Source organism: Desulfurivibrio dismutans (assembly GCF_029210385.1).
GTDB classification, from domain to species: Bacteria; Desulfobacterota; Desulfobulbia; order Desulfobulbales; family Desulfurivibrionaceae; genus Desulfurivibrio; species Desulfurivibrio dismutans.
In genome coordinates, this window is sequence record NZ_JARGDQ010000004.1 from 1 (window position 1) to 20,974 (window position 20,974).

Annotated in this window: 29 protein-coding genes; 17 read left to right on the forward strand and 12 right to left on the reverse strand. The window is 58.4% G+C overall.

Annotated features, from left to right (window positions below; genetic code table 11):
• From P0N66_RS05255 to P0N66_RS05280, 7 genes are all read left to right on the forward strand, one after another.
• Window positions 1-202, forward strand: a 202-nt coding sequence (locus tag P0N66_RS05255) for a DUF4160 domain-containing protein (protein ID WP_275802976.1), incomplete at its 5' end; no start/stop codon positions are given.
• Entirely contained in the window at window positions 162-428 is a 267-nt protein-coding gene (locus P0N66_RS05260; protein ID WP_275802978.1) for a DUF2442 domain-containing protein, read from the forward strand. The genes P0N66_RS05255 and P0N66_RS05260, both read left to right, overlap by 41 nt.
• Before the next feature lie 120 nt (window positions 429-548).
• Entirely contained in the window at window positions 549-1,643 is a 1,095-nt protein-coding gene (locus tag P0N66_RS05265; protein ID WP_275802980.1) for a DUF6765 family protein, read from the forward strand.
• A 146-nt stretch (window positions 1,644-1,789) separates the two neighbouring features.
• Window positions 1,790-2,083, forward strand: a complete 294-nt coding sequence (locus P0N66_RS05270) for a nucleotidyltransferase family protein (RefSeq protein ID WP_275802982.1) — start codon at window positions 1,790-1,792, stop codon at window positions 2,081-2,083.
• A gap of 138 nt (window positions 2,084-2,221) precedes the next feature.
• Entirely contained in the window at window positions 2,222-2,413 is a 192-nt protein-coding gene (locus P0N66_RS12895; protein ID WP_431190013.1) for an addiction module protein, read from the forward strand.
• Complete coding sequence (locus tag P0N66_RS05275) at window positions 2,382-2,573, forward strand: addiction module protein (RefSeq protein WP_275802983.1); 192 nt, start codon at window positions 2,382-2,384, stop codon at window positions 2,571-2,573. The genes P0N66_RS12895 and P0N66_RS05275 overlap by 32 nt, the downstream gene beginning before the upstream one ends.
• Before the next feature lie 20 nt (window positions 2,574-2,593).
• Complete coding sequence (locus tag P0N66_RS05280; RefSeq protein ID WP_275802985.1) at window positions 2,594-2,767, forward strand: hypothetical protein; 174 nt, start codon at window positions 2,594-2,596, stop codon at window positions 2,765-2,767.
• Here P0N66_RS05280 and P0N66_RS05285 read toward each other — a convergent pair.
• The 6 genes from P0N66_RS05285 to P0N66_RS05310 form a co-directional block, all read right to left on the reverse strand.
• A complete protein-coding gene (locus P0N66_RS05285) occupies window positions 2,750-3,418 on the reverse strand; it encodes an RloB family protein (protein WP_275802987.1) in 669 nt (222 codons plus the stop codon). The genes P0N66_RS05280 and P0N66_RS05285 overlap by 18 nt on opposite strands.
• Complete coding sequence (locus tag P0N66_RS05290) at window positions 3,418-4,671, reverse strand: AAA family ATPase (protein WP_275802989.1); 1,254 nt, start codon at window positions 4,669-4,671, stop codon at window positions 3,418-3,420. The genes P0N66_RS05285 and P0N66_RS05290 overlap by 1 nt, the downstream gene beginning before the upstream one ends.
• A gap of 148 nt (window positions 4,672-4,819) precedes the next feature.
• A complete protein-coding gene (locus tag P0N66_RS05295; RefSeq protein WP_275802991.1) occupies window positions 4,820-5,215 on the reverse strand; it encodes a type II toxin-antitoxin system VapC family toxin in 396 nt (131 codons plus the stop codon).
• Window positions 5,212-5,445: a type II toxin-antitoxin system Phd/YefM family antitoxin gene (locus P0N66_RS05300; protein ID WP_275802994.1), complete on the reverse strand. Its 234-nt coding sequence runs from the start codon at window positions 5,443-5,445 to the stop codon at window positions 5,212-5,214. The genes P0N66_RS05295 and P0N66_RS05300 overlap by 4 nt, the downstream gene beginning before the upstream one ends.
• Window positions 5,446-5,545: 100 nt before the next feature.
• Window positions 5,546-5,986 carry a type II toxin-antitoxin system VapC family toxin gene (locus P0N66_RS05305; protein ID WP_275802996.1) on the reverse strand — a complete coding sequence of 147 codons (441 nt, stop codon included), beginning with the start codon at window positions 5,984-5,986 and terminating at the stop codon, window positions 5,546-5,548.
• Window positions 5,973-6,215 carry a type II toxin-antitoxin system Phd/YefM family antitoxin gene (locus P0N66_RS05310; protein ID WP_275802998.1) on the reverse strand — a complete coding sequence of 81 codons (243 nt, stop codon included), beginning with the start codon at window positions 6,213-6,215 and terminating at the stop codon, window positions 5,973-5,975. The genes P0N66_RS05305 and P0N66_RS05310 overlap by 14 nt, the downstream gene beginning before the upstream one ends.
• Before the next feature lie 190 nt (window positions 6,216-6,405).
• Between P0N66_RS05310 and P0N66_RS05315 the strand changes: the two genes are divergently transcribed.
• From P0N66_RS05315 to P0N66_RS05330, 4 genes are all read left to right on the forward strand, one after another.
• Window positions 6,406-7,656, forward strand: a complete 1,251-nt coding sequence (locus tag P0N66_RS05315; RefSeq protein ID WP_275803000.1) for an ATP-binding protein — start codon at window positions 6,406-6,408, stop codon at window positions 7,654-7,656.
• Window positions 7,657-7,754: 98 nt separating this feature from the next.
• Complete coding sequence (locus P0N66_RS05320) at window positions 7,755-8,177, forward strand: secondary thiamine-phosphate synthase enzyme YjbQ (RefSeq protein WP_275803002.1); 423 nt, start codon at window positions 7,755-7,757, stop codon at window positions 8,175-8,177.
• A 19-nt stretch (window positions 8,178-8,196) separates the two neighbouring features.
• Window positions 8,197-9,171, forward strand: coding sequence for an RluA family pseudouridine synthase (locus P0N66_RS05325; RefSeq protein ID WP_275803004.1), 975 nt, complete (start codon window positions 8,197-8,199; stop codon window positions 9,169-9,171).
• 78 nt (window positions 9,172-9,249) lie between these two features.
• Window positions 9,250-9,396, forward strand: a complete 147-nt coding sequence (locus P0N66_RS05330; protein WP_275803006.1) for a hypothetical protein — start codon at window positions 9,250-9,252, stop codon at window positions 9,394-9,396.
• 76 nt (window positions 9,397-9,472) lie between these two features.
• Here the strand turns inward: P0N66_RS05330 and P0N66_RS05335 are convergent, their stop codons facing one another.
• The gene (locus P0N66_RS05335) at window positions 9,473-9,838 is read right to left on the reverse strand and encodes an SHOCT domain-containing protein (protein ID WP_275803008.1); all 366 of its coding nucleotides are present in this window, start codon (window positions 9,836-9,838) and stop codon (window positions 9,473-9,475) included.
• Between the two features lie 244 nt (window positions 9,839-10,082).
• Here P0N66_RS05335 and P0N66_RS05340 point away from each other — a divergent pair, with 244 nt between their 5' ends.
• On the forward strand, window positions 10,083-10,487 hold the full coding sequence (locus P0N66_RS05340; RefSeq protein WP_275803010.1) for a sigma factor: 405 nt from the start codon (window positions 10,083-10,085) through the stop codon (window positions 10,485-10,487).
• Between the two features lie 86 nt (window positions 10,488-10,573).
• Here the strand turns inward: P0N66_RS05340 and P0N66_RS05345 are convergent, their stop codons facing one another.
• Window positions 10,574-11,164, reverse strand: a complete 591-nt coding sequence (locus tag P0N66_RS05345; RefSeq protein WP_275803012.1) for a DUF6448 family protein — start codon at window positions 11,162-11,164, stop codon at window positions 10,574-10,576.
• A 232-nt stretch (window positions 11,165-11,396) separates the two neighbouring features.
• Here P0N66_RS05345 and P0N66_RS05350 point away from each other — a divergent pair, with 232 nt between their 5' ends.
• The 3 genes from P0N66_RS05350 to P0N66_RS05360 all read left to right on the forward strand — a co-directional run bounded on the left by P0N66_RS05350 (window position 11,397) and on the right by P0N66_RS05360 (window position 13,981).
• Window positions 11,397-12,350, forward strand: coding sequence for a DMT family transporter (locus tag P0N66_RS05350; protein ID WP_275803014.1), 954 nt, complete (start codon window positions 11,397-11,399; stop codon window positions 12,348-12,350).
• A 70-nt stretch (window positions 12,351-12,420) separates the two neighbouring features.
• Window positions 12,421-12,573, forward strand: coding sequence for a hypothetical protein (locus P0N66_RS05355; RefSeq protein WP_275803016.1), 153 nt, complete (start codon window positions 12,421-12,423; stop codon window positions 12,571-12,573).
• Window position 12,574: 1 nt separating this feature from the next.
• Window positions 12,575-13,981 (forward strand): dihydrolipoyl dehydrogenase, encoded by a 1,407-nt coding sequence (locus P0N66_RS05360; protein ID WP_275803018.1) that lies wholly within the window; start codon window positions 12,575-12,577, stop codon window positions 13,979-13,981.
• 36 nt (window positions 13,982-14,017) lie between these two features.
• Here the strand turns inward: P0N66_RS05360 and P0N66_RS05365 are convergent, their stop codons facing one another.
• Complete coding sequence (locus tag P0N66_RS05365; protein ID WP_275803020.1) at window positions 14,018-15,451, reverse strand: mechanosensitive ion channel family protein; 1,434 nt, start codon at window positions 15,449-15,451, stop codon at window positions 14,018-14,020.
• Window positions 15,452-15,885: 434 nt separating this feature from the next.
• Here P0N66_RS05365 and P0N66_RS05370 point away from each other — a divergent pair, with 434 nt between their 5' ends.
• On the forward strand, window positions 15,886-16,437 hold the full coding sequence (locus P0N66_RS05370) for a superoxide dismutase family protein (RefSeq protein WP_275803022.1): 552 nt from the start codon (window positions 15,886-15,888) through the stop codon (window positions 16,435-16,437).
• Between the two features lie 150 nt (window positions 16,438-16,587).
• Window positions 16,588-17,607, forward strand: a complete 1,020-nt coding sequence (locus P0N66_RS05375; protein ID WP_275803024.1) for a serine hydrolase domain-containing protein — start codon at window positions 16,588-16,590, stop codon at window positions 17,605-17,607.
• A gap of 44 nt (window positions 17,608-17,651) precedes the next feature.
• Here the strand turns inward: P0N66_RS05375 and glgX are convergent, their stop codons facing one another.
• The 3 genes from glgX to P0N66_RS05390 form a co-directional block, all read right to left on the reverse strand.
• Window positions 17,652-19,760: a glycogen debranching protein GlgX gene (glgX, locus tag P0N66_RS05380; protein ID WP_275803026.1), complete on the reverse strand. Its 2,109-nt coding sequence runs from the start codon at window positions 19,758-19,760 to the stop codon at window positions 17,652-17,654.
• A 103-nt stretch (window positions 19,761-19,863) separates the two neighbouring features.
• Window positions 19,864-20,361, reverse strand: a complete 498-nt coding sequence (locus tag P0N66_RS05385) for a ferritin-like domain-containing protein (RefSeq protein WP_275803028.1) — start codon at window positions 20,359-20,361, stop codon at window positions 19,864-19,866.
• A gap of 158 nt (window positions 20,362-20,519) precedes the next feature.
• Entirely contained in the window at window positions 20,520-20,876 is a 357-nt protein-coding gene (locus P0N66_RS05390; protein ID WP_275803030.1) for a TusE/DsrC/DsvC family sulfur relay protein, read from the reverse strand.
• Window positions 20,877-20,974: the final 98 nt, after the last annotated feature.

Here is a 20,974-nt window from a genome sequence, read left to right on the forward strand (position 1 = left end):
TTTTCTTTTTTCCCGCGAAGAAACCAGGATGCATGTGCATGTAATTTCCGGCGAAGGAGAGGCCAAGTTCTGGCTGCAACCCGAACTTGTCTTGGCAAATAGTTGCCGCTACAGCCGACAGCAGTTGAAAGAGATCGAAACGATAATCGAGGGTCATTACCATGAGCTTATCAGCGCTTGGCAACGCCACTTTGGAGGTTGAGGTCACCAACATCTCCAGTCATGGGGTCTGGCTCCTGGCCCATGGCAAGGAGTTATTCATGGCGTACGACGACTTTCCCTGGTTCAAAAACCAGCCGGTCAGCGCCATTTTGCATGTGGAGGAGCAGGCCCCCGGTCATTTCCACTGGCCTGAGATTGATGTAGACCTCACGGAAGAAATGATCGAACATCCCGAACGGTTTCCCAATCGGGCTAACGTCGTATAGCGAATGGTCGAATTCGCCTCAGTTCTGGCATGCGGACGTTCTCAGGGCCCGGGAAGAACGTATTGCCGCTGGCACCCCGTTTTTTAGATGTCGCGGCCGCTAAACAAAAGGAGGCCATCGATGCAAATCGACTTCCATCACGGCACGGTTTACGTCATTGCCCGTTATGCCGGGTTCGGGCATCGGGAGGCGGCGGTTGTTGCTTACTGTTCGCAGTATGTGGATGACGCCACCAACAGCGGCATCATCCACTTTACCAACGGGGCCATGTATCAGCGGACCAGTTCGGCCCATAAAACCCTGGACTACCGCAATTTCAGAAAACTGGCCAACCGCCATGTCTGGATTCCCTTTCACTTCCTGCCGGGCAACGGCGGCCGGCGGGCCGGGGAAAACCCCGATGGCACCTTCATCGACAAGCTCATCTGCCGGCCGGACAGCCCGGTGGCCCACGATATGCTCAGGGAGTGCATCCGGCAGCGGGACAACCTGCACGGGCTGCACCGCCTGGGGATCGCCATGCACGTTTACGCCGATACCTGGTCCCACCAGGGCTTTGCCGGCGTCAGCCACCAAGTCAACAACATCGCGGCCCTTGACCGGCAGGGCAAGCCGGACCACGAACTGCAAGGGCGGCTGAAGCGCTTCTTTGGCAACATCTTCAACGACGCGACTAGCAGCTTCGTGGGCGGCACCCTGCCGCTGGGGCACGGCGCGGCGCTGAGTCATCCCGACCGGCCCTACCTCAAGTGGAGCTACCGCGACCACCAGGGCCAACTCGTCAAGCGAGACAACCCGGCGCAGTTCAGCGCCGCCGCCCACGCCATGTGCAAGGCCATGCAACGGTTCCGGATCGGCGACGCCGATGCCCGGACCCCGGGCCTGCCCAACGAGGCCCGGGACAAAATCAACCACCTGCTGCAAACCCTGACGGCCCCCGACGGCGACAGCCGGCACCGGCAATGGCTGGCCCGGATCAAAGACGGCTACTTCGATTTCCCACCGGTAACCCTGGAATACCGGCCAAAGGGGGTGAAATCATGGAAATACGAAGCCTTGCAGACCCGCAAAGCAACAGACCGGCAAAAAGATCGCTTTCCCTACCACCCCTCTTTCCTGGGCAGCGACTGGAAACTCTTCCATGACGCCCTGCTCGCCCACCGCTACACGGTAATCCGCAAAATCCTCCCACGCTACGGCATCTGCACGGCCTGATCCGGGTCGACAATCAGCAACTTGCAAAGAGAGCGCGCCGATGCCACCGACGCTAGCAAGGGGCAGCATAATGCGGTAAGATCAATCGAAGAGACAATCGCGGTACATTTTCAGGAGAATAACCATGCAATTTGCCGTGGAGAAAGATGATGAGACAAAGGGAAATCATAAAAATCCTGCACGACTATAAGCAGGAACAGGCAAAACAGTACGGCATCCTCGCCATCGGTGTTTTCGGGTCCGTCGCCCGTGGTGAAGCGGCGGACGACAGCGATGTGGATGTGGTGGTCCGGGTTGCCAAGCCCGATCTTTTCCTCCTGGCCGGCCTCAAGTACGAGCTGGAAGAGCGATTGCACCGGCCCGTTGACATCGTTGCCTACCGGGAGAACATGAACCGATTCCTCAAAAAGAAAATCGACGGGGAGGCGATATATGCCTGACCAGGAACTCGTCTTGGAAGTTTTACGGTCATAAGCGCCGAAGCGGTTTATTACACCTGTCAGGACAAAATCCCGCAACTCCTGGCAACAATCAAAAAAATACACGCGGAGTTGGGTGAAAAATCTGGAGAATAATAGATGGGATTGCTAACGACTTGGACTAAGGCAACTTCTGCCTCCGATGTACCTGTCCACGACTGGCAGAAAAAAGAACTGGATCTTCGCAAGGCCAATTTTATGAGCAACCCGGATTCGGGGCGATCATGGAGCGAGGTAAAAACCAGAATAAGGATGTCGCATGAGCGTCACCAAAAAACTGGAAGCACTTGAGGAAATCTGGGCGAACTTGGCCCGCAACCCGGAGGATGTATCGTCTCCGTCCTGGCATGCCGATGTTCTCAAGGCCCGGGAAGCCCGTATTGCCGCCGGCACATCCCGCTTTTTAGAAGTCGCGGACGCCAAACAAGCGGTGCGGGACAGGCTAAACTAAGAGTCTTCAGGAGATATTCCATGGCAACAAAGAAGACTAGAAGCAGAGCGTTGGAGGAAATGCACGAGACCGCCAGAGGCCTGCACAAAGCCGGAGTCATCACCAAACGCCGGATGCAGGAATACGACGCCCTGTGCAACCTTGAAAATACGGCAATGAAGAAGCCACCGAAGTCGTCACCCGTTTTGGCGTAAATTTCGCAGATAATCGACCAGTTCATCCATTTGGGTGGAAGGGTGGTCGGTGCCGTTGGTCTGGTTGTATTCCCGTAACTGGCTGGCGTTTTTCATTGCCTTGGGCAGGTGGGGTTCGAGTTGGCGAAAAACATTGTGCTGCCCCTTGTCGTACTTGGGCAGGTGCTTGCGTCGTAAGGCGGTGATCACTTCGGCGCAGATTGACGAATCAGGGCCGCCTGACCCGAATTGCCGGGTGGTGTATGTGAAGTGGAGCAGGAGCCAGATTTCGAAGCAGGGCACCGACGTGATCGCCTGCAAGCTTCTTTTTTTGCTCAACCGGGTCTGCCGTATTTTGTCCAGGGTTGCCTGGTATGAGGTGTGGCGATCCTGGTCGAAAACGCAGTATATCCGGTCGTAGTCCTGATCTTCCCGGCTCCTGCTGATGGCATACTCCGCAACATTTTGGGGGTCGGAACCGCGTCCGATGACATCGATGTTGGCTGTGTTCAGCTTATAAAAGTCGATCAATTCCTGCAGGTAGTGCGGCTCGGTTTTGCTGCCTTCGCAAACAATGAGCACCCGATCGTAAGGAGCGCGCCGGGCTCGGCTTCGGCTCAACGAAGCGGCCTTGCGTTCTTTTCTTTTGTGAAAAAGATCGTCGCTGCCCATCAGGCCACCTTACGCAAATAGGGCAGGGCGCCGTAGCGGCCTTGGAGGTAGTTTTTCTCCAGCGCCTCCTTTTTGCGGGGGCTGAAGTCGGACAGGGGATAAAGGCGGGTGGCGTTTTCCAGGTTCTTTTCCACGAACCAGATCTGGTCGCGGCGCATTATCTCCTGGTCGAGCAGGTTGGTGTCGTGGGTGGAGAAGATCACCTGTCCGTTTTTATGGTTGGTCTGGCTGCTGTGCAGGAGGCTGAGCAGGAAGCGGACCATTTTGGGGTGGAGGCTGTTGTTCAGCTCATCGACCAGCAAAATGCGTCCATTGGTCAGGATGTCCAGCCATGGCCCGGCATAGGCGAAGAGCTTGCGGGTGCCGTCGGACTCCTCTTCCAGGGGCAGGGGCACCATGGACTCGCTGCCGGCCACCGGGTGCAGGAATAGCGGTCGTACCATTTCCTTGCCGACGATCTTCTTTTTTAAACTGTCCGGCAAATCAGCGGGTAGTTCATCTTCGGCCAGGGTCTTTTTCTCCAGGCGGATATCCTGGATGCTCAGGTCGGCGGCGTTCAGGAAATCGATGATTTGGCGGCAGCCATCCTCGTCCCCGCACTGTTGGATGGTAAAGCCGGGGTCCAGCAGGGCACCGGGTTCGATGATCGCCAGGTTTCTGAACCACTGGAAGACGGGTTTCAGTTGCTCGCTGTTAAGTTGAATGGCGGTGGAGAGGAACAGGGCGTTGTCGCGGGTGGCCTCCTGCCAGAGTTTTTTTCGGCCGCCTAATTTGCTGCCGAAATGCCATTCTTCCCGGCCGGTTTCAGCGTCGCGGAGGCGTTCAAACCAGCGTTGGGCCCGGCCTTCCGGATAGGCGAGCAGCCATTCCGCCTTTACCTGGTCCGAGGTTGCGGCAAATCCGTACTGGTAGCGGACACCGTCCTGCACAAAAATAACTTCAAACTCGGAGGGCCGGTCTTTGCCTTCTGGATGAAACAGAAAAGGGCGCACCCCGATGGTTTCCCCTTCCTGTTTCTCCTTGGCGGATTCAAGGACCAAGCGACGCATAAAGGCCAGGGCCCTGATCAGGTTGCTTTTTCCTCCCGCGTTGGGGCCGTAAACCACAGCGGAACGCAGCAGGTCGGGAAGGCCGGCGACCCCGGAAGCAAAAACATTGCTTTCCCGCAGCTCCGGCCCGGCGTCGGCGGTCATCTTCAGGGTCTGGGTTTCCCAGAAAGAACGATAGTTGGCAACACTGAATTCAATAAGCATAACGCCCCCGATTGGTTGCTAGTTGTAGTCTGAAGGCAATTATTGCACAAAAAGAGCAAAAAATGCACTTTAATTTTAACAAGGGCGAAGATTTGTGGAACTGAACCCCTCCGACTGGCTCGGCCCGTTCTGTACGGCCGACAACGTCTTACCAGATGGTTTGCAGGTGCGGGTAGTTGAGGATTTTATCGTCGCGGGTAACGAGGGGGAGGGCCATGGTCATGGCCGTGGCCACGATGATGCGGTCGGCCGGGTCGGGATGAAAATCGCCGGGAAGATCCACCGAACGCAGGGCGATGATGTTGTCCACCGGGGCAAAATGAACAAAGGGAAGTCCTTCCGTCTTGCCGATCCAGTCCCGATGATCAATGGCCAGCTCAAGGCGACCACGAGCCACCAGCAGGGCGATCTCCCAGCTTGAGATAGAGGAAATGATGATCCCTTCGTCCCGTACGCCGTCACTGATGGCCCGCGCGGCGGCAGGCGACAGTTTTTCCGGGTTGCTGAGCCACCACAGCCAGACATGGGTGTCCAGCACAATCACTTAAGAGCCTCCCAGTCGTTTTCGCCGACCGGCTCCAGCGGTTGCTCGTAGCACCGCACCGTGTTACGAAGCTCCCGCAACACGGCCGACGGTTGCTCCCGGTAGGGAATGATCTTCAATACCGGCTTGTTGTGATCGGTGATAATCAGCTCCTGGCCGTCTTCCTGAATTCGGCGGAAGTGTTCTAACGCCCTGGGCTTAAAACGAGATTTCGAGATGGTTTGCGACATGACCTGCTCCCGGCGAAATAATTTAATTTATGACCACTTTAGCATGGTCACAAAACGGCGTCAAAAGAAAGGCGGCCCTCGTCCTAAAAAAAGCTGGCGGCTATGTTTGGATGAGTTGGCTGGCAATTCCCAGGGTTTGAGCGGCCTGGTGCATGGTGCGGTCGCAGGTGACCAGTTGGGCCCGGTCGGTGTGGCAGCAGGCAAGGTGCAGGGCGTCCAGGGTTCTGAGGGGGGTGGTGCGGGCGGTAAGCCATTTTTCCGCTTGCCGATAATGCCTGGTGGCCAGTGGCCGCACTCTAAAAAGTCCGGCCTCGAGATCGGCGGCGATGGCGTTTGTCAGCAGGGCGGCTTGGGATTCATCAAGTTCTTCCATGCGGACCCAGCGGGCAATGGCAGAGGACAGTTCCACTTTGGTCAGGTCGCTGATCAACACCGGCGGCCGTAATTGGCGCAGTAAAACCAGGATTGCCGCCGTGGCCGGTTCCGTTCGATAATAGGGGAGCAGGGCGCTGGTGTCGAAATAGCGATTAACCGCGTTCATCCCGCATCTCCCGCAGCATGGCGGCACTGCTTTGCCTTTGCGGCGGCAATTGGGCCCGCAGTTCGGTGTGCTCGGGAAATCGCGCCAATCCGCCGCCGGGCTGTTCAACCTGCAGCAGGCGAGCGACGGGTTTACCCCGCCTGACGATCACGATTTCCTCGCCGCCGGCCACTGCATCCAGTAAGCGGCTGATATCGCGGCGGGCCTCTCTGACGTTGACTTTTTGCATTTTTCTTTCCCCTGATGTTTATCGGGCAACAGGTACACAAAATAGGGTACACATGGCCGGTACGGCTGTCAACCGATAAGCGGCCCTCGTTGATTCCGGTGCCCTGACGATCTGGCAAAGAACTGACCGGTATTAAGCTCCACAGGCGCCGTCCGATTTTATCTTGCATTTTAAAAGTCGGCCTTTTAAAATGCAAGGTATGAAGAGCCGAGCCTGCGCCAAATTACTCCATGAACTGCTGTCTTTATTTCCGTGTGTGGCCTTGGTTGGGGTACGCCAATGCGGCAAGACTACCCTGCTTGGGCAACTGCCGCCGCCCTGGCAGCTGTTCGACCTTGAAAAGACCAATGATTTCGAGGCGATCTCACGAGATCCCGATCTGTTTCTCCGTCTGCATCCAAACCGGGTCGCCATTGACGAGGCGCAACTCTTGCCGCCGCTGTTCAACAGCCTGCGGGTCGCCATCGACGCCGACCGGAGTCGCGCCGGGCGCTTCCTCATCACCGGCTCCAGCTCTCCGGATCTGCTTGGCGCCATCTCGGAAAGTCTTGCCGGCCGGGTGGCCATCCTGGAGCTTGCGCCGTTTTCTTTTGCCGAGGTGCAGCAGCCCGAGCCGGGTGCCGGCATCGCCCCGCTCATTGCCGATCCCGAATCCACCGCCCACTCGTACCTTTCTCTTTTTTTACCGAAAGACTCTCTCCGGCTCCAGCATGATTACTGGTTTGGCGGCGGCTATCCGGAGCCATGGCTCAAGCATAGCCCACGATTCAGCAAGCTCTGGATGGAGAACTACATCCAGACTTACCTCAACCGCGATATTCAGCGGCTTTTCCCCGGCCTGAACCGCCAGAAGTTCCTCCTTTTTTTGCAGATGCTTGGCAGTTGCTCCGGCACGATCATCAACTATTCCGATGTGGCCAGAGCGCTCGGTGTTTCTCAGCCGACCGCCAGGGACTACTTCCAGATCGCGCACGGTACCTTCATCTGGCGGCACATCCCGGCTTTCGCCGCAAATACGGCCAAGCGGCTGGTGAAACATCCCAAGGGCTACCTGCGGGACAGCGGCCTGCTCCATTTCCTGCTCCACCTCCGCGACTCCCGGGATCTGCTGGCCCACCCCGCCATGGGCCGTTCCTGGGAAGGGATGGTCATCGAAGAGATTCTGCGCGGCCTGAACTCCTTGGGGCTTTCCTTCGATTATTTCCATTACCGCACCAGTGGCGGGGCCGAGGTTGACCTGGTATTGCAAGGCGAATTCGGGCTGATTCCCATCGAAATCAAGTACGGCCAACGGGTGGGCGGCCACGATCTGCGCGGGATTCGCGACTTTATCAAACAGCATGGCTGTCGTTATGGCCTGGTCATCAACAACGACGAGCGGGTGCGCCTCTACGACGACACCCTGGTGGGGATTCCCTTTGGGTGTCGTTTGGGGGTATGAGGCGGGCCGACGGAGCAGGAGCTGACAAACAGCTTAGGCCGCTGACTGCGGGTGGACGATATTTTCGGCCGGCTGTCAACTTACAAGGAGGCAAGAACATGGGCAAGCAAACCACCACTACCCTGGAGATCAACTGCCGGGGCCGGGGGCTGTTCGAGTTTACCGACCGGGTGCGGTCCTTTGTAGCCGAAAGCGACATCGGCCAGGGGTTGTTGACCCTGTTTTGCCGCCACACCTCGGCTTCCCTGCTGATCCAGGAAAACGCCGACCCCGATGTCTGCCACGACCTGGAGTCCTTTTTCGCGGCCCTGTCGCCGGACGGCCAACCCGGCTGGCGCCACCGCAGCGAAGGCCCGGACGACATGTCGGCCCATATCCGCGGCGCCCTGACCCAGACCTCGTTGAGTATTCCGGTGCTCGACGGCCGCCCGGCCCTGGGCACCTGGCAGGGCATCTACCTGTGGGAACACCGCACCAGTCCCCACCGCCGCCAGGTGGTCCTGCACCTGCTGGGCGAATAATTTCATGACTGGTATAGGGATGACGAACCGTATTGTGAAGCCGATCGGGCCGGAAAGAGTTTGTGCGGTGCGGATCGAGGCCGGCCGGGCCGGGGGAACGGTGCTGGATTTTGTCGCCGGGCGGTTTACCTATCTGACTCGGGAGCAGTGGCAGGGGGAACTGGCCGCCGGACGCCTGCGGGTAAACGGCGAGCCGGTGGCCCCGGAGCAAGTTCTTGCCGCCGCCGACCGGGTTTCCTACCAGGGAGCGGAGTTGGCGGAGCCGCCGGTGGCCTCGGACTTCAGCGTGGTTTATGAGGATGATGATCTGCTGGTGGTGAACAAACCGGCCCCCTTGCCCTGTCATCCCGGCGGGCGTTATTTCCGCCATACCCTTTGGTGGCTGCTGCGGGAGAGGGGAGGGCTGGACCAGCCCCATTTGGTCAACCGGCTGGATCGGGAAACCTCCGGCCTGCTGGTGGTGGCCAAAAACCGGGCGGCGGCCCGGGACTGCGCCCGGCAATGGCAGGAGCAGCAGGTTGAGAAAAAATACCTGGTCCTGGTGGAGGGCGAGTTCCCCCCCGACGAACAGGCGGCCACCGGCTTCCTGGCCCCGGACCCGAACAGCCGGATTCGCAAGAAAAGCCGGTTTTTCCCCCAGGGCCAGCCGGTTCCCGCCGGGGCCGTGCCATGCGCCACCCATTTCCGGCGTCTCGCCTTTCAGCTAGGCATCAGCCTGCTGGAGGCCCGGCCACTGACCGGGCGTTGCCACCAGATTCGCGCCACCCTTTGCAGTCTGGGCTCTCCGGTGGTGGGCGACAAAATCTACGGCCCGGATGAAGAGTTATTCCTCCGCTTCCTGGCCGACCACCTGACCCCCGCCGACCACCACCAATTGCGACTGCCCCGCCAGGCCCTGCACAGTGCCGGCCTGAAAATGCGCCATCCTGCCGATCAGCGCCCCCTGGAGTTTTCCTGCCCGCTACCCCCGCAAATGGCTGCACTGTTCCCGTAGCCATCCCGGCCGGTGCCAGAAACAAAAACAATCGCGTTCAGCTCAATTTTCGCCGGGTGTTCGGTTGGGTGTTTGGTCTTGCATCAGGGCGGCTACCTCGGCCATGCGCCGGCCAAGGTTTCTGGCGGTGGCAATACCCATGGTGTCGCCCTGGTAGCCATCGGGATGGTTGGCCCAGCCGGTTCCGCCGAAATGATCGCCATCGCCGATAATCCTGCAATCTAAGTGATTATAAAACTGAGGTCAAGATTGGGCGTCCACCATTTGCGGCTGCCCGGTCTGACCCTTTCGCCCGTCGGGCTTATGAAAGCAGGTCTCGTTTCTTTTCCTCAAATTCCTCCTTGTCAATTTCTCCGCGGGCGTAGCGGGACTTCAGAATTTCCAGGGACGGCGGCTGTGAAGACGAAGATCCGGACGACGCGGAGCGGGTCTGGATCAGCAGCCATTTGATCAGCAGGATCAGGCCGAAGATAACCAGGGCCCAGAAGATCAGCACGAGGATCACCCCCAGCCACCCCATGCCCCCCATGCCTCCCATCATGCCAAACCCCATGGGTGATTCCCGGTATGGTCCCCACTGGGCCAGGGCCTTCCCGGCTACCAGAAGGAAGGCGGTACCAATGATAATCACGACTGACCAGTATGTTGCGATGGTTCTCTTCTTCATGTTTCGTTCCTCCGTGGTTGTTTTTGCCGTTTCCCGCAAGGGTGTTTCGGGAAAACATGCATCAGTTACATCGTGGCAGGCTCAAGGGGTGCTGTAAAGCAGTTTTCAACCCTTGACCTGGGTCAAGGCTTACCCTTCTCTTCACGGTTAAAATCATTTTCGCTTTTCTTTTTTGCCGCTTGTTTTTGTCACAAAAACGGCGGCAATAGCGTCTAATGGTTGAGAAGGAGGAATGTGGTCGGCAATGAGTCTTGAGGATCGTAGTGATGAAGAGTTGATGGCGGCCTATGCCGTCGGCGATCTGGATGCCTTTGCCGTGCTGTATGCCAGACACCGGGGGAGAATTCTGGGTTATCTGTTCAGCCGGTTGGCGGGTAGGGACGAATCCGAAGAGGTCTTCCAGAAAGTTTTTGCCCGGTTGCATGGGGTGCGGCAAAAATATCGGGTCGGCACCCCCTTCCTGCCCTGGGTGTTTGTGCTGGTGCGCAATGTGCTGATCGACCACGTGCGCGAGGCGCAGCGGCGCCGACGGCGGTTGGTGTATTCGGAAGAGGCGGTAATGGGGGCCGCAGTCCCGGAGACGGTGGCGGGGGGCGGCTGGCTGCGGCGGACTTTTGGCCGCTTCCGGCCGGTCCTGGGCCAGGCCTGACCCATTGCCCCCAAAAAAGGCGGCGCCGGTCAGTATGCAAAGGGAAACTGACCGGCGCCGCTCTGGTTAATTGCCGCCAGCTGTGGTTAATGGGCGTGATCGCCGCTGATAACGCCCACGATTCCTTCCACGAAATGGACATACTGCACATAAGCCTCGACAAATTCCCGCCCGGCTTCCGGACTTCGCCCCGCCGACTTTTTCTTGGCCAGGGCCCGGCTGAAACGTTCCCGCATTTCCCGGCCCACATGGTCGGCCACGTGAGTAGCCAGTTCATCCACCGAACCCTCGGCCAGGGCCGCATCCGCCCGGGCGATGGGACCGGGAATGGTGCCGGCCGCTTTGATGCCGGTGTAGGGGGCGCCTTCACTGGCCCGATGTAGTCTTACCAGGGTCTCCAGAAAATAATTGTCGGCCACCTCCCGGGCCTCCTCTCCCAGCTCTCGAACCTGCATGGTTTTGGCAAAGGTTTGGTGAATCTGTTCCTCATGCTCCGGTAGCACCCATTTCAGCAGGGGCTGCGGATCGCCGGCGGCCATGGCCTGACGGGCTTCGACAACCACCGGGCCGTCCAGGGCGTCACAGTGGGCGGTGGCGGTGTGCGGCGCCAGCAGAGTAACGGCCAGCAACAGGGCCGAGATCATTTTTTGCCAATGGGTGATTTTTCCTGACATCATCTTTTTCCTCCAGGTTTTAATTTGTTCAGCAAACGCATTCCAGATTTGATAACCTGTAAAACGTTCACGCTTGGGTGGTCCGGTGGACCCGATAATTCCAGGGACTCATAAAGTCACAACGCCGCCACCGGCAGTTTTGTGACAACCGGCGAAAAAAAATCAACCGGCTTTGTTCGGTTGTCCCTGGGGCCGGCTCATCAGCGGTTTATTATACCGGGAGAGGGTTTACGGAATGGCAAGGAGTTCGCCTGCCCCGTCGGGGTTGATTTCATCAGACAAAATGGTGGGTCTGAGTACCACTTTCGTGGTGCTGGCGGCGCTATGCTGGGGGTTGTCAGGCGGGATCGGCGGTATTCTCACCGGCCAGGGCTGGGACCCGGTGGTGGTGTCGCTCTACCGGGGCGCGATCGGGTTTTTGTTCGTTCTCGTCTGGCTGGCCTTGCGCCCGCGCGGCAGCGGCCTGGCAAATCGCCGGTTATGGTTCTGGTCGGTGATCGCCGGGGTGGGGGTTGCCGGCAACTTCGCCTTTTATTTTGTAAGTATTGCGGAGGGCAGTGTCGCGGTTGCCGCGACCCTGATGTACTGCGCCCCGGTGTTCGTCTACCTCGTCTCCTTCACTCTCAAGCTCGAGAGGCCCACGCTGTTCAAGTGGGCCGCCATCGCGCTGGTAATGCTTGGGGTGGTGCTGCTGACCGGTATTTACGAGATTGGAGCGGGGGAGGTCACGCCGCTTGCCGCCGGTGCCGGGTTGCTTTCCGGTCTGTCCTACGCGGTATTCATTTTCGGCTTCAAGTATGCGGCCCCCCACGGTAGCCCCCAGGCGATTCTGGTGATAGCGTTCGCGGTCCTTGCCGCCATCCTCGTCGGGCTGGCCGATGCCGATCAGACCGCGGCCGTGCTGCAAACGTCAAGTTGGCCACTGTTCGTGGCATTGGGGGTGGTTGGCGCCGGTTTGTCGTTCATTCTCTACATCGTCGGTTTGAAGCATACCGCCCCGGCAGTGGCGTCTGTGGTGGCGATGGTCGAGCCGGTCACCGCATCGCTGTTTGGCGTGGTGGTCTTAAATGAAAGCCTGGCCGCCTTGCAGATTTTTGGCATGGGACTGATTTTGGTCACGGTTACCGCGCTGAGCGTAAATTCGAGCGCTAAAAGCAAGGCTCTTGCGCCCCGGCCAAGTGTTGAGTAGCGTTTGGCAACGCCGCTTTGGCGGTTGAGGTCACAAATAATTGCAGTCACCGATTACCAGGAGGTGTGCCATGCAACTTACCAGCCCTGCCTTTGCCCATGAGGCCCTGATTCCGGCCCGTTATACCTGCCGAATTGAAGTTGATCAGCGGCGGAAGCCCGATTCCCTGATGACAATCTGCTCCGGTTGCACCACTGAACAACCCACAGGCAAGGAGAGATGAAATGCAGAAAAAAGTGGATGTAGTCATCATCGGGGCGGGCAGCGCCGGTCTCTCGGCGGTGAGTGAAGTCAAAAAAAAGACCGACAACTTTGTCCTGATCAACCAGGGCCACTACGGCACCAGTTGCGCTCGGATCGCCTGCATGCCCACCAAGGCTCTGGTCGAGGCGGCCAGAGCCTGTCGGGTACGGCATTTGCTCAAGGAAATGGGGGTGGGTGGCACACACGGGTTGACCATCGACCGCCGGAAGATATTCGAACATGTCCGCCGGTTGCGGGATGGTTTTACCAACGGCATGATCGAGTCCACCGAAAAACTGGGCGACAGGAATATCACCGGCCGCGCCAGCTTCATCGATCCTGAAACCATTGAGGTTGAGGGCCGTACCATCAAAACCTCCCGGACCATCATCGCCACCGGCTCAAGCTCGATCGTGCCCTCTGCCTGGCAGGAACTCGGTGACCGGATCATTACCAGCGAGGAAATTTTCGAACTTACCGACTTGCCAGACACCATGGCGGTTATCGGCCTGGGGCCGACCGGCCTGGAAATGGCCCAGGCCTTGGCGCGGCTGGGGGTCCGGGTGATTGGGGTTGAACAGGGGGAGACCATCGGCGGCCTTTCCGATCCCGAGGTTTCCGCCGCCATGGTGGAGATCCTGCGCCGTGAAATGACGATCCTTACCGGGGTGACGGCGGAATTGGCGGCGGCGGCAGGATTGGAAATCACCATCGGAAATGAAAAGCTGCCGGTAGCAAAAGCGCTGATTGCCATGGGCCGACGGCCGAATCTTCAGCACCTGGGGTTGGAAAATCTGGGCCTGAAAATCGATGACCGCGGCCGGATCCCCTGCGATCCTGCCACCATGCAGGTAGCGAACCTGCCGGTTTTCATCGCCGGCGATGCCGACAGCAACCGGCCGCTGCTCCACGAAGCCATCGATGAAGGCCGCATCGCCGGCTACAATTCGGTCCGTAAACAGACGGAATGCTTTCAACGGCGAATTCCGCTGGCCATCACCTTTTCCGAACCCGATATCGTCAGTGTCGGCCGGCGTTATGAACAGCTCGGAGCGCATGAAGAATTGGTGGTCGGCAGCCATGATTTTGCCGGTCAGTCTCGAGCCCGCATGAATAACAGCGACCAAGGGAGTATTCGCATTTATGGCCGCCGGACGGACGGTTTGATACTGGGGGCGGAAATGGCGATCCCGGCTGGCGAGCATGTCGGCCATCTGTTTGCCTTTGCCATCCAGAAAAAGGCCACGGTTGCCGATTTGCTCCGGATGCCATTTTACCACCCCGTAATTGAGGAGGGGGTGCAGAGTGCCCTCCGGGATTTGCATAACCAGACCAACCAGGCCGGGGTCTCGGGAATTGAACTGCTGCTCTGTCATAGCTCGAAATAAGCGATTACTTATCACTTTATCGCTATCACTTTCCTGTCACCTACCGGGCAACAACCCCCGGGAATCATTCGAGCCAGGGGAAGATAACTCCGCGCGAAATCTCGGCAAAGCCTCAGGATAATTATCACGGATAAACTCGATCATTTCCTCTCGAACCTGGCAGCGCAAATCCCATGCGGAACCTGCATCCGCCGCACTGACCAGGATTCGCAGTTGAAGTGTCCGCTCCAATGCATCGGTGACCTGAAGGACCTTGACCTTCTTATCCCACTTTGGAGCATGCTCCAGAATCCGATCCATTGCCCCGCGCATCTCCGAAATCGGCACCGTGTAATCCACGTGCAGGAAGACCGATCCAAGGATGTCGGCTGAGGTTCGTGTCCAGTTCTGAAACGGCTGTGTAATGAAATAATCGATTGGCAGAACCAGACGGCGCAGGTCCCAGATGCGGACGACAACGTAAGTGAGCGTGATCTCCTCGATCCTTCCCCACTCGTTCTCGACGATGACGACGTCGTCCAGGCGAATCGGCTGCGTGATCGCGATCTGGAAGCCTGCCAATAACGTACCGAGACTCCTCTGAGCAGCGAACCCAATGATAATACCTGCAATACCGGCGGAAGCCAGAATGCTCGTACCAAAGCGACGCAACGGCTCGAAAACCATCAGGATCGACGCCAACGCAAAGATACTGATGGCCACCAGAGCAACCTTCTTCAGCACGGTCACCTGAGTGTGCAGTTTTCGGGCCTGCAGGTTGTCGGCCACATCCACCGGGAAACCTGCGAGTATCCCCTCTTCCAGCGCACGCACAACTTGGAAAAGAATCGCGGAGATAAAAACGACAAACAGCACACTCAGACCCGTCCGGAAATGGATGACCGCCTCTGCAGTGATCGGGAAGAGCGGCAGACCTACAATGATCGCGACAAGTGGCAAAATGAGTCGCAGCGTTCGGCCCACGAGCGGTGACAGGATCATGTCCCATCTGCTGCCGGTCTCGTTCGCCTTCTGGCGCAGAACAACGTCGAGCGCATCGATCATCCGAAAAAGGAACCAGACGAGGATCACAAAAAATCCGACGTCCCTGACCCAATCGATAACAACGAGGACCAACGGGGTTTCCTCCAGCTCACGCAAAGTGAGCAGCAGGACGGTGAACGCGAGGTACAAGCCGTAAACCCAGACGAGCACAGCCAACGGAGCAAGCGCTGCGCCCAGAAACAAATCAAACCACTTTCGGGCGTCCCGTTCATGTTGAGGTTCAGCAGAAACTTCGACCGCGTCTCGTCGTAGTTTCATTCGAATGACCCAGTGAACCCCCAGGTGAATCAACTGGGCCGCCATCGTGATAGACAGAAAGGCAAGTAGATTCCACCACGTGACCGCGGCAAACACTTCTTGTCCGAGCCAAGGGATCCGCGCCTCCCAGCTTTCCTTCGCCTGAAGAAAAAAAGAAATGAGCATCATTTCACCGCCTGACACAACACTGCCCGGGACGGATATTAAGACCGCTCATAACGTGCCTCCAATGAGTTGCAGGGGAAATTACCGGGGCGCCTGATAATGGCGACACCGGTTTATTAACTCCATCATTGTTGAAGAGGCCCGGAAATGTCAACGCTGTTTTCTGTTGTCTTCCGCAGTCATTATTCAATTCCGGTCTTTTACTTTACAGATTTGTGAACACAATTTCTGTGCCGTTTCCGGAATAATGAACTGCAGCAGTACGGATTACCGAGCACAGTCATTCAGTACCATCTTCTTTCGTCGGCAAATTATTGATATACCAAGTGTTTTTGTTTGGCACATCATGGCACATATCGTGCAGCATAAACCTTGGCCAGAAGGTAAAGCGGTGCGGGATAGAGTATCAAAAAATAAAAACATCTTGGAGATATCTTATGAAGATGAAAAAAACTCTGATCACAGTGGCTGCAGTGGGTATCGTAGCAGTGGGTATCGTAGCAGCGGGTTCAGCTACCGCCGGCGGGCACACTGCAACGGCGCAATTCATGAATACGAAAGGTGAAGCAATCGGTAAGGCCGAGTTGACTCAAAGTCCCCATGGGACATTGATCCGTCTTGAGCTGCGTGGTTTGGCCGATAGCTCCGGGTTTCATGCCATCCACATCCACGCCGTCGGTGACTGCAGCGACCACGACGATGGGTTCCAGGCATCCGGCGGGCACATCAATCCGGAGGGCAAGAAACACGGACTGATGAACTCGGAGGGGCCGGATCCGGGGGACTTTCCCAATATCTACGCCGATGCCAAAGGCGATGTGAACTATGAGCTCTTTACAACGCTGGCCAGCCTCGACGGTTCTGTGGGGGCGCGAATCCTCGGCGAGGACGGTGCGGCGCTGGTGATCCACCAAAACCCGGACGATCACAAGACGCAACCCATCGGAGGAGCTGGCTCCCGGATCGCGTGCGGGGTGATCAACCGTTAGTGAAGTGAGGTCGAGCTGACCCGTCCCCCGAGGAGCTTGGGCCCCGGGGCGTTGAGCATTGTCGCAACACTCATAGCCATACTCTTTTATGGCTTTTTCTCCGATCTTCTGTTTGTGTGAGGCTGCAAAAGCCCGCTAGGGAGCTCTTGATTGCAACGAGATATCATAATCACCCTGATCGCGGCCCTCCTCACCCTGTCGCCGCAAGCCTCACTGGCCACAGCGGAGCCGGCCCGCCCGGTGGCGCAGGCCGCTGAACAGTTCGGCGAGTTGGAGCGCACCCACGGCCTGGTCGTCGCTATTGAGGGTGAGATCGTCTTCGAGCATGCGTTCGCGGGCCCGGCCGTGGACGAACCCGTGAATGTCAAATCCCTGGCGAAGATATTCCTCGCCGCCCTGGTGGGCGCCGCCATCGAGCGCGGCGTGGTCGCGGGGGCGGATCAGCCCGTGGTCGAGCTGTTGGGCGAACGGGTCCCGGCAGAGGCGCCGGCAGGGATCGATCGCGTCACCATCGGCCACCTGCTATCGATGCAGGCCGGCCTCGAACCCACCTCGGGCTCAAACTACGGAACCTGGGTCGCGAGCGATGACTGGATCGCCGATGCCCTCGGCCGCCCGTTTATCGACGAGCCGGGCGGTCACATGCTCTATTCCACGGGTAATAGTCATATCCTCTCGGGGGCTCTCACCGAGGCCACCGAAACCAGCACGCTGGCGCTCGCTCGCGCCTGGCTCGGCAATCCTCTGAACATTAGTATCCCAGACTGGCCGACCGATCCACAGGGTATTCATTTCGGCGGCAACAATATGCGCCTTTCACCCCACGCCCTGATCCGGCTCGGCGAACTCTACCGCAACGATGGTGTCGTGGACGGCCGGCGGGTCCTCCCGGAGGGTTGGGTTGAGACAAGCTGGGCTCCCCGTGGGCAGTCGCAATATCACGACGATTACTATGGTTACGGCTGGTTTGTCGGTGAGCTTGCCGGCGAGCGCGTGTACTACGGCTGGGGTTTCGGCGGCCAGGTGCTCTATGTCGTTCCGTCACTGGCGCTTACGGTCGCTCTGACCTCGGACCCTACCCCCCCGAGTCCGCGCAGCGCGTACCTTGCCCGCATCCACGAGGTCATGGCCGAGTATCTGATCCCCGCCGTGCGCGAAGCCGCGCCCTGAATGCCGCGGCAGCTGGTGGTTCCGTGGGCCACGCGGGGACGGGATCAGGAGGCATGGCGCAGTACCGCCAGGCTCCGGGCTTCGACCGACAGTTCGCTGCCGGGGGCAAGCCTTTTTTCTTCCTCTTCCCAGCCGCCGGCGGTGTCGAACACCCGGACCCATCCCTTCGCCCACTTGGCAGCCGGGAGGTTGAAGGTCAGGGGTTCATGGTGGGCATTGAACACCAGATAGAAGCGGTCATCGCTGACCCGTTCGCCCCGGGGACCCAGGGCGGTGATGCTCTCGCCGTTTAAAAACAGGGCAAACGATTTGGCGTGATCCTTCTCCCAGTGCTTATCCTCCATTTCCCGGCCATCGGGGTTGAACCAGGCGATGTCGGAAACCCCCGCCCCGCGGATCGGCCGACCATGGAACCAGCCCCGGCGATGGAAAATCGGATGCTCCTTGTAGAATCTAATCAGTCGCCGGGTGAAAGCCAGTAACTCGCTGTCGGCCTGGTCCCAGTTGAACCAGGAGATCTCGTTGTCCTGGCAGTAGGCGTTGTTGTTGCCGCCCTGGCTGCGGCCGAACTCATCGCCGCCAAGCAGCATCGGCACCCCCTGGGACAAAAACAGGGTGGCAAGAAAGTTGCGCTGCTGGCGGGTGCGCAGGGCGTTGACGGCGGGATCGTCGGTGGGGCCTTCGCCCCCGCAGTTCCAGGAGCGGTTGTCGTCGGTGCCGTCTTGGTTATCCTCGCCGTTGGCCTCGTTGTGCTTGTCGTTGTAAGAGACCAGATCGCGCAGGGTGAAGCCGTCGTGGGCGGTGACGAAGTTGATGCTGGCATAGGGGCGGCGACCGGTGTTTTCGTAGAGATCGGAACTGCCGGTGAAGCGGCTGGCAAACTCCGCCAGGTTTTGGTCCTGACCGCGCCAGTAGTCGCGGACGCAGTCGCGATAACGGCCGTTCCACTCCGACCACAGCGGCGGGAATTTGCCAACCTGGTAGCCCCCTTCGCCAAGATCCCAGGGCTCGGCGATGAGCTTGACCTGGCTGATCACCGGGTCCTGCTGGATAACATCGAAGAAGGCCGACAGGCGGTTCACCTCGTGAAGCTCCCGGGCCAGGGTGGAGGCGAGATCAAACCGAAAACCGTCCACGTGCATTTCCTGCACCCAGTAGCGCAGGCTGTCCATAAGGAGCTGGAGCACATGGGGATGCCGCATGTTGAGGCTGTTGCCGGTGCCGGTGTAATCCATGTAATAACGGGGGTCATCGGCCATCAGGCGATAGTAGGCGGCGTTGTCGATCCCCTTGAAACTAAGCATTGGCCCCAGGTGGTTGCCCTCCGAGGTATGGTTGTAGACCACGTCCAGGATCACCTCGATCCCCGCCTGGTGCAGTGTCTTGACCATTTCCTTGAACTCGACGGCCTGGCGACCGGGTTCTTCGGCGGCGGCATATTCATTGTTGGGGGCAAAATAGGCGATGGAGCTGTAACCCCAGTAATTGCGCAGGTTTTTTTCCACCAGGTGGGGATAGTGAATGAACTGGTGCACCGGCATCAGTTCAACGGCGGTGATCCCCAGCTCTTTTAAATAGTTGACGGCCGCCGGGTGGGCCAGACCGGCATAGGTGCCGCGCAGTTCGGGGGGGATGTCTGGGTGGTTTTTGGTAAACCCCTTGACGTGGGTTTCGTAAATGATGGTCTGGTGCCAGGGGGTTTCCGGATGGCGGTCATCGCCCCAGTCGAACTGTGGATCGATCACCACCGAACAGGGGACGAAGGGAGCGCTGTCCTGGTCGTTGCGGCTATCCGGTTCGCCGAAATGGTAGGGATACACCGCCTCGTCCCACTGGACCTGGCCGCGGACCGCCTTGGCGTAAGGACCGAGCAACAGCTTGGCGGGATTGCAGCGCAGGCCATGTTCCGGCTCCCAGGGGCCATGGACCCGGTAGCCGTAACGCTGCCCGGGCCCGACCCCGGCCAGGTAACCGTGCCAGCAGTAGGCGGAAACCTCGGAAAGTTCAAAACGTGATTCCCGGCCCTGGTCGTCCAGGAGACATAACTCCACCCGCTCGGCCACACTGGAAAACAGGGAGAAGTTGGTGCCCTCCCCGTCATAGGTCGCCCCTAGGGGATAGGGTTTGCCGGGCCAGACCTTGAGAGAACTCATAACGTGCCTTCGATGGATTGCAGAGAAAGTTACCGGGGCGCCTTATTCTTATCATGGCGTCATGGCATCATGGCGACACCGATTCATCACCTCCATAATTGCCTCAGTACTCTTCCAGGTGAGGCCACTCCGCGTCTTCCAGCCAGTTGCCCGGTTCCGGCCGGGAAACAAACTCCAGGAGGGTTTCCATGACCCGCAGGTGGTTGGCCTCTTCCCGGGCCAGCCGGGAGAGGATCTGCTGTTCATGCTGGTCGGTGGCCTGGGCGGCTTTTTCCCGGTAGAATTTTTCGCTGTCCGCCTCGATGGTGCAGGCTTTCCGGAAGCTGTTGCTGGCGGCGGTGGTGTCGATGAACAACTCATTTTTCTCATCCCGCATGGCGCTGAAGACATTTTTGACATTGCTCAGGATCGGGGTGTCTGCCAACTGAGGATTGCTCTCTTTCCGGCTCAGTTTTTCTACCACCTCGTAATGCTTGACCTCTTCGTCGGCCAGCATGGTGAAGATCCGGGTCAGACCTTCGACTTTGCTTTCCAGGGCCAACTGGCGGTAGTAATTTTCTCCATCCTTTTCCATCTTCATGGCGAACTGATAGATATCCATAGGTACGGCTCCATGTTTTTTGCGGCGGACCCGGGTTTTCCTGGTCCGGCTGGGTGAAATTATTGCACAAGGTGATCGGTTCCGGTGGTCGGCGGCGCTGCACAACAAGACCGCGTGGCCGACCAACACCTACGGTCAGGCGGCAACCCCGGTTGTACTCATGATGGCGCTTCCATCACGTAATGGCGGCCATCCGTACTTATGAAGTGGAACCCTTCCATTTTGGGCAAACCTGCTATTTTCCATGCTTTTTCCGGGTTAATGAATTCGTCGCTGACACAATTACGGGGTTGGTGGATATTTTTGCACACGTAGTTGAGGATCGGGAAGGCATTGAACTTCTGGTAATATGACCGCAAGAACCGGATCACTTCCAGCATTGCTTCGTCCAGTTGGTCCATGCCTTCCCGGGTGGCCACGGCCTGGGCGACATCTTCGTTCCAGTCTGCAAGGTTAACCAGGTAGCCCTGGTCATCAATTTCGACGCTGCCGCCTGCATAAGTGAGTTGTGGCATTGGTGTTCTCCTTGTTAAGTTAGGGTTGCCGGTCACGGTATTTGGGGTCGATATCGACCGGATTCTCCCGGAAAAATCAGGGCCTGGGTCGGTCGTGG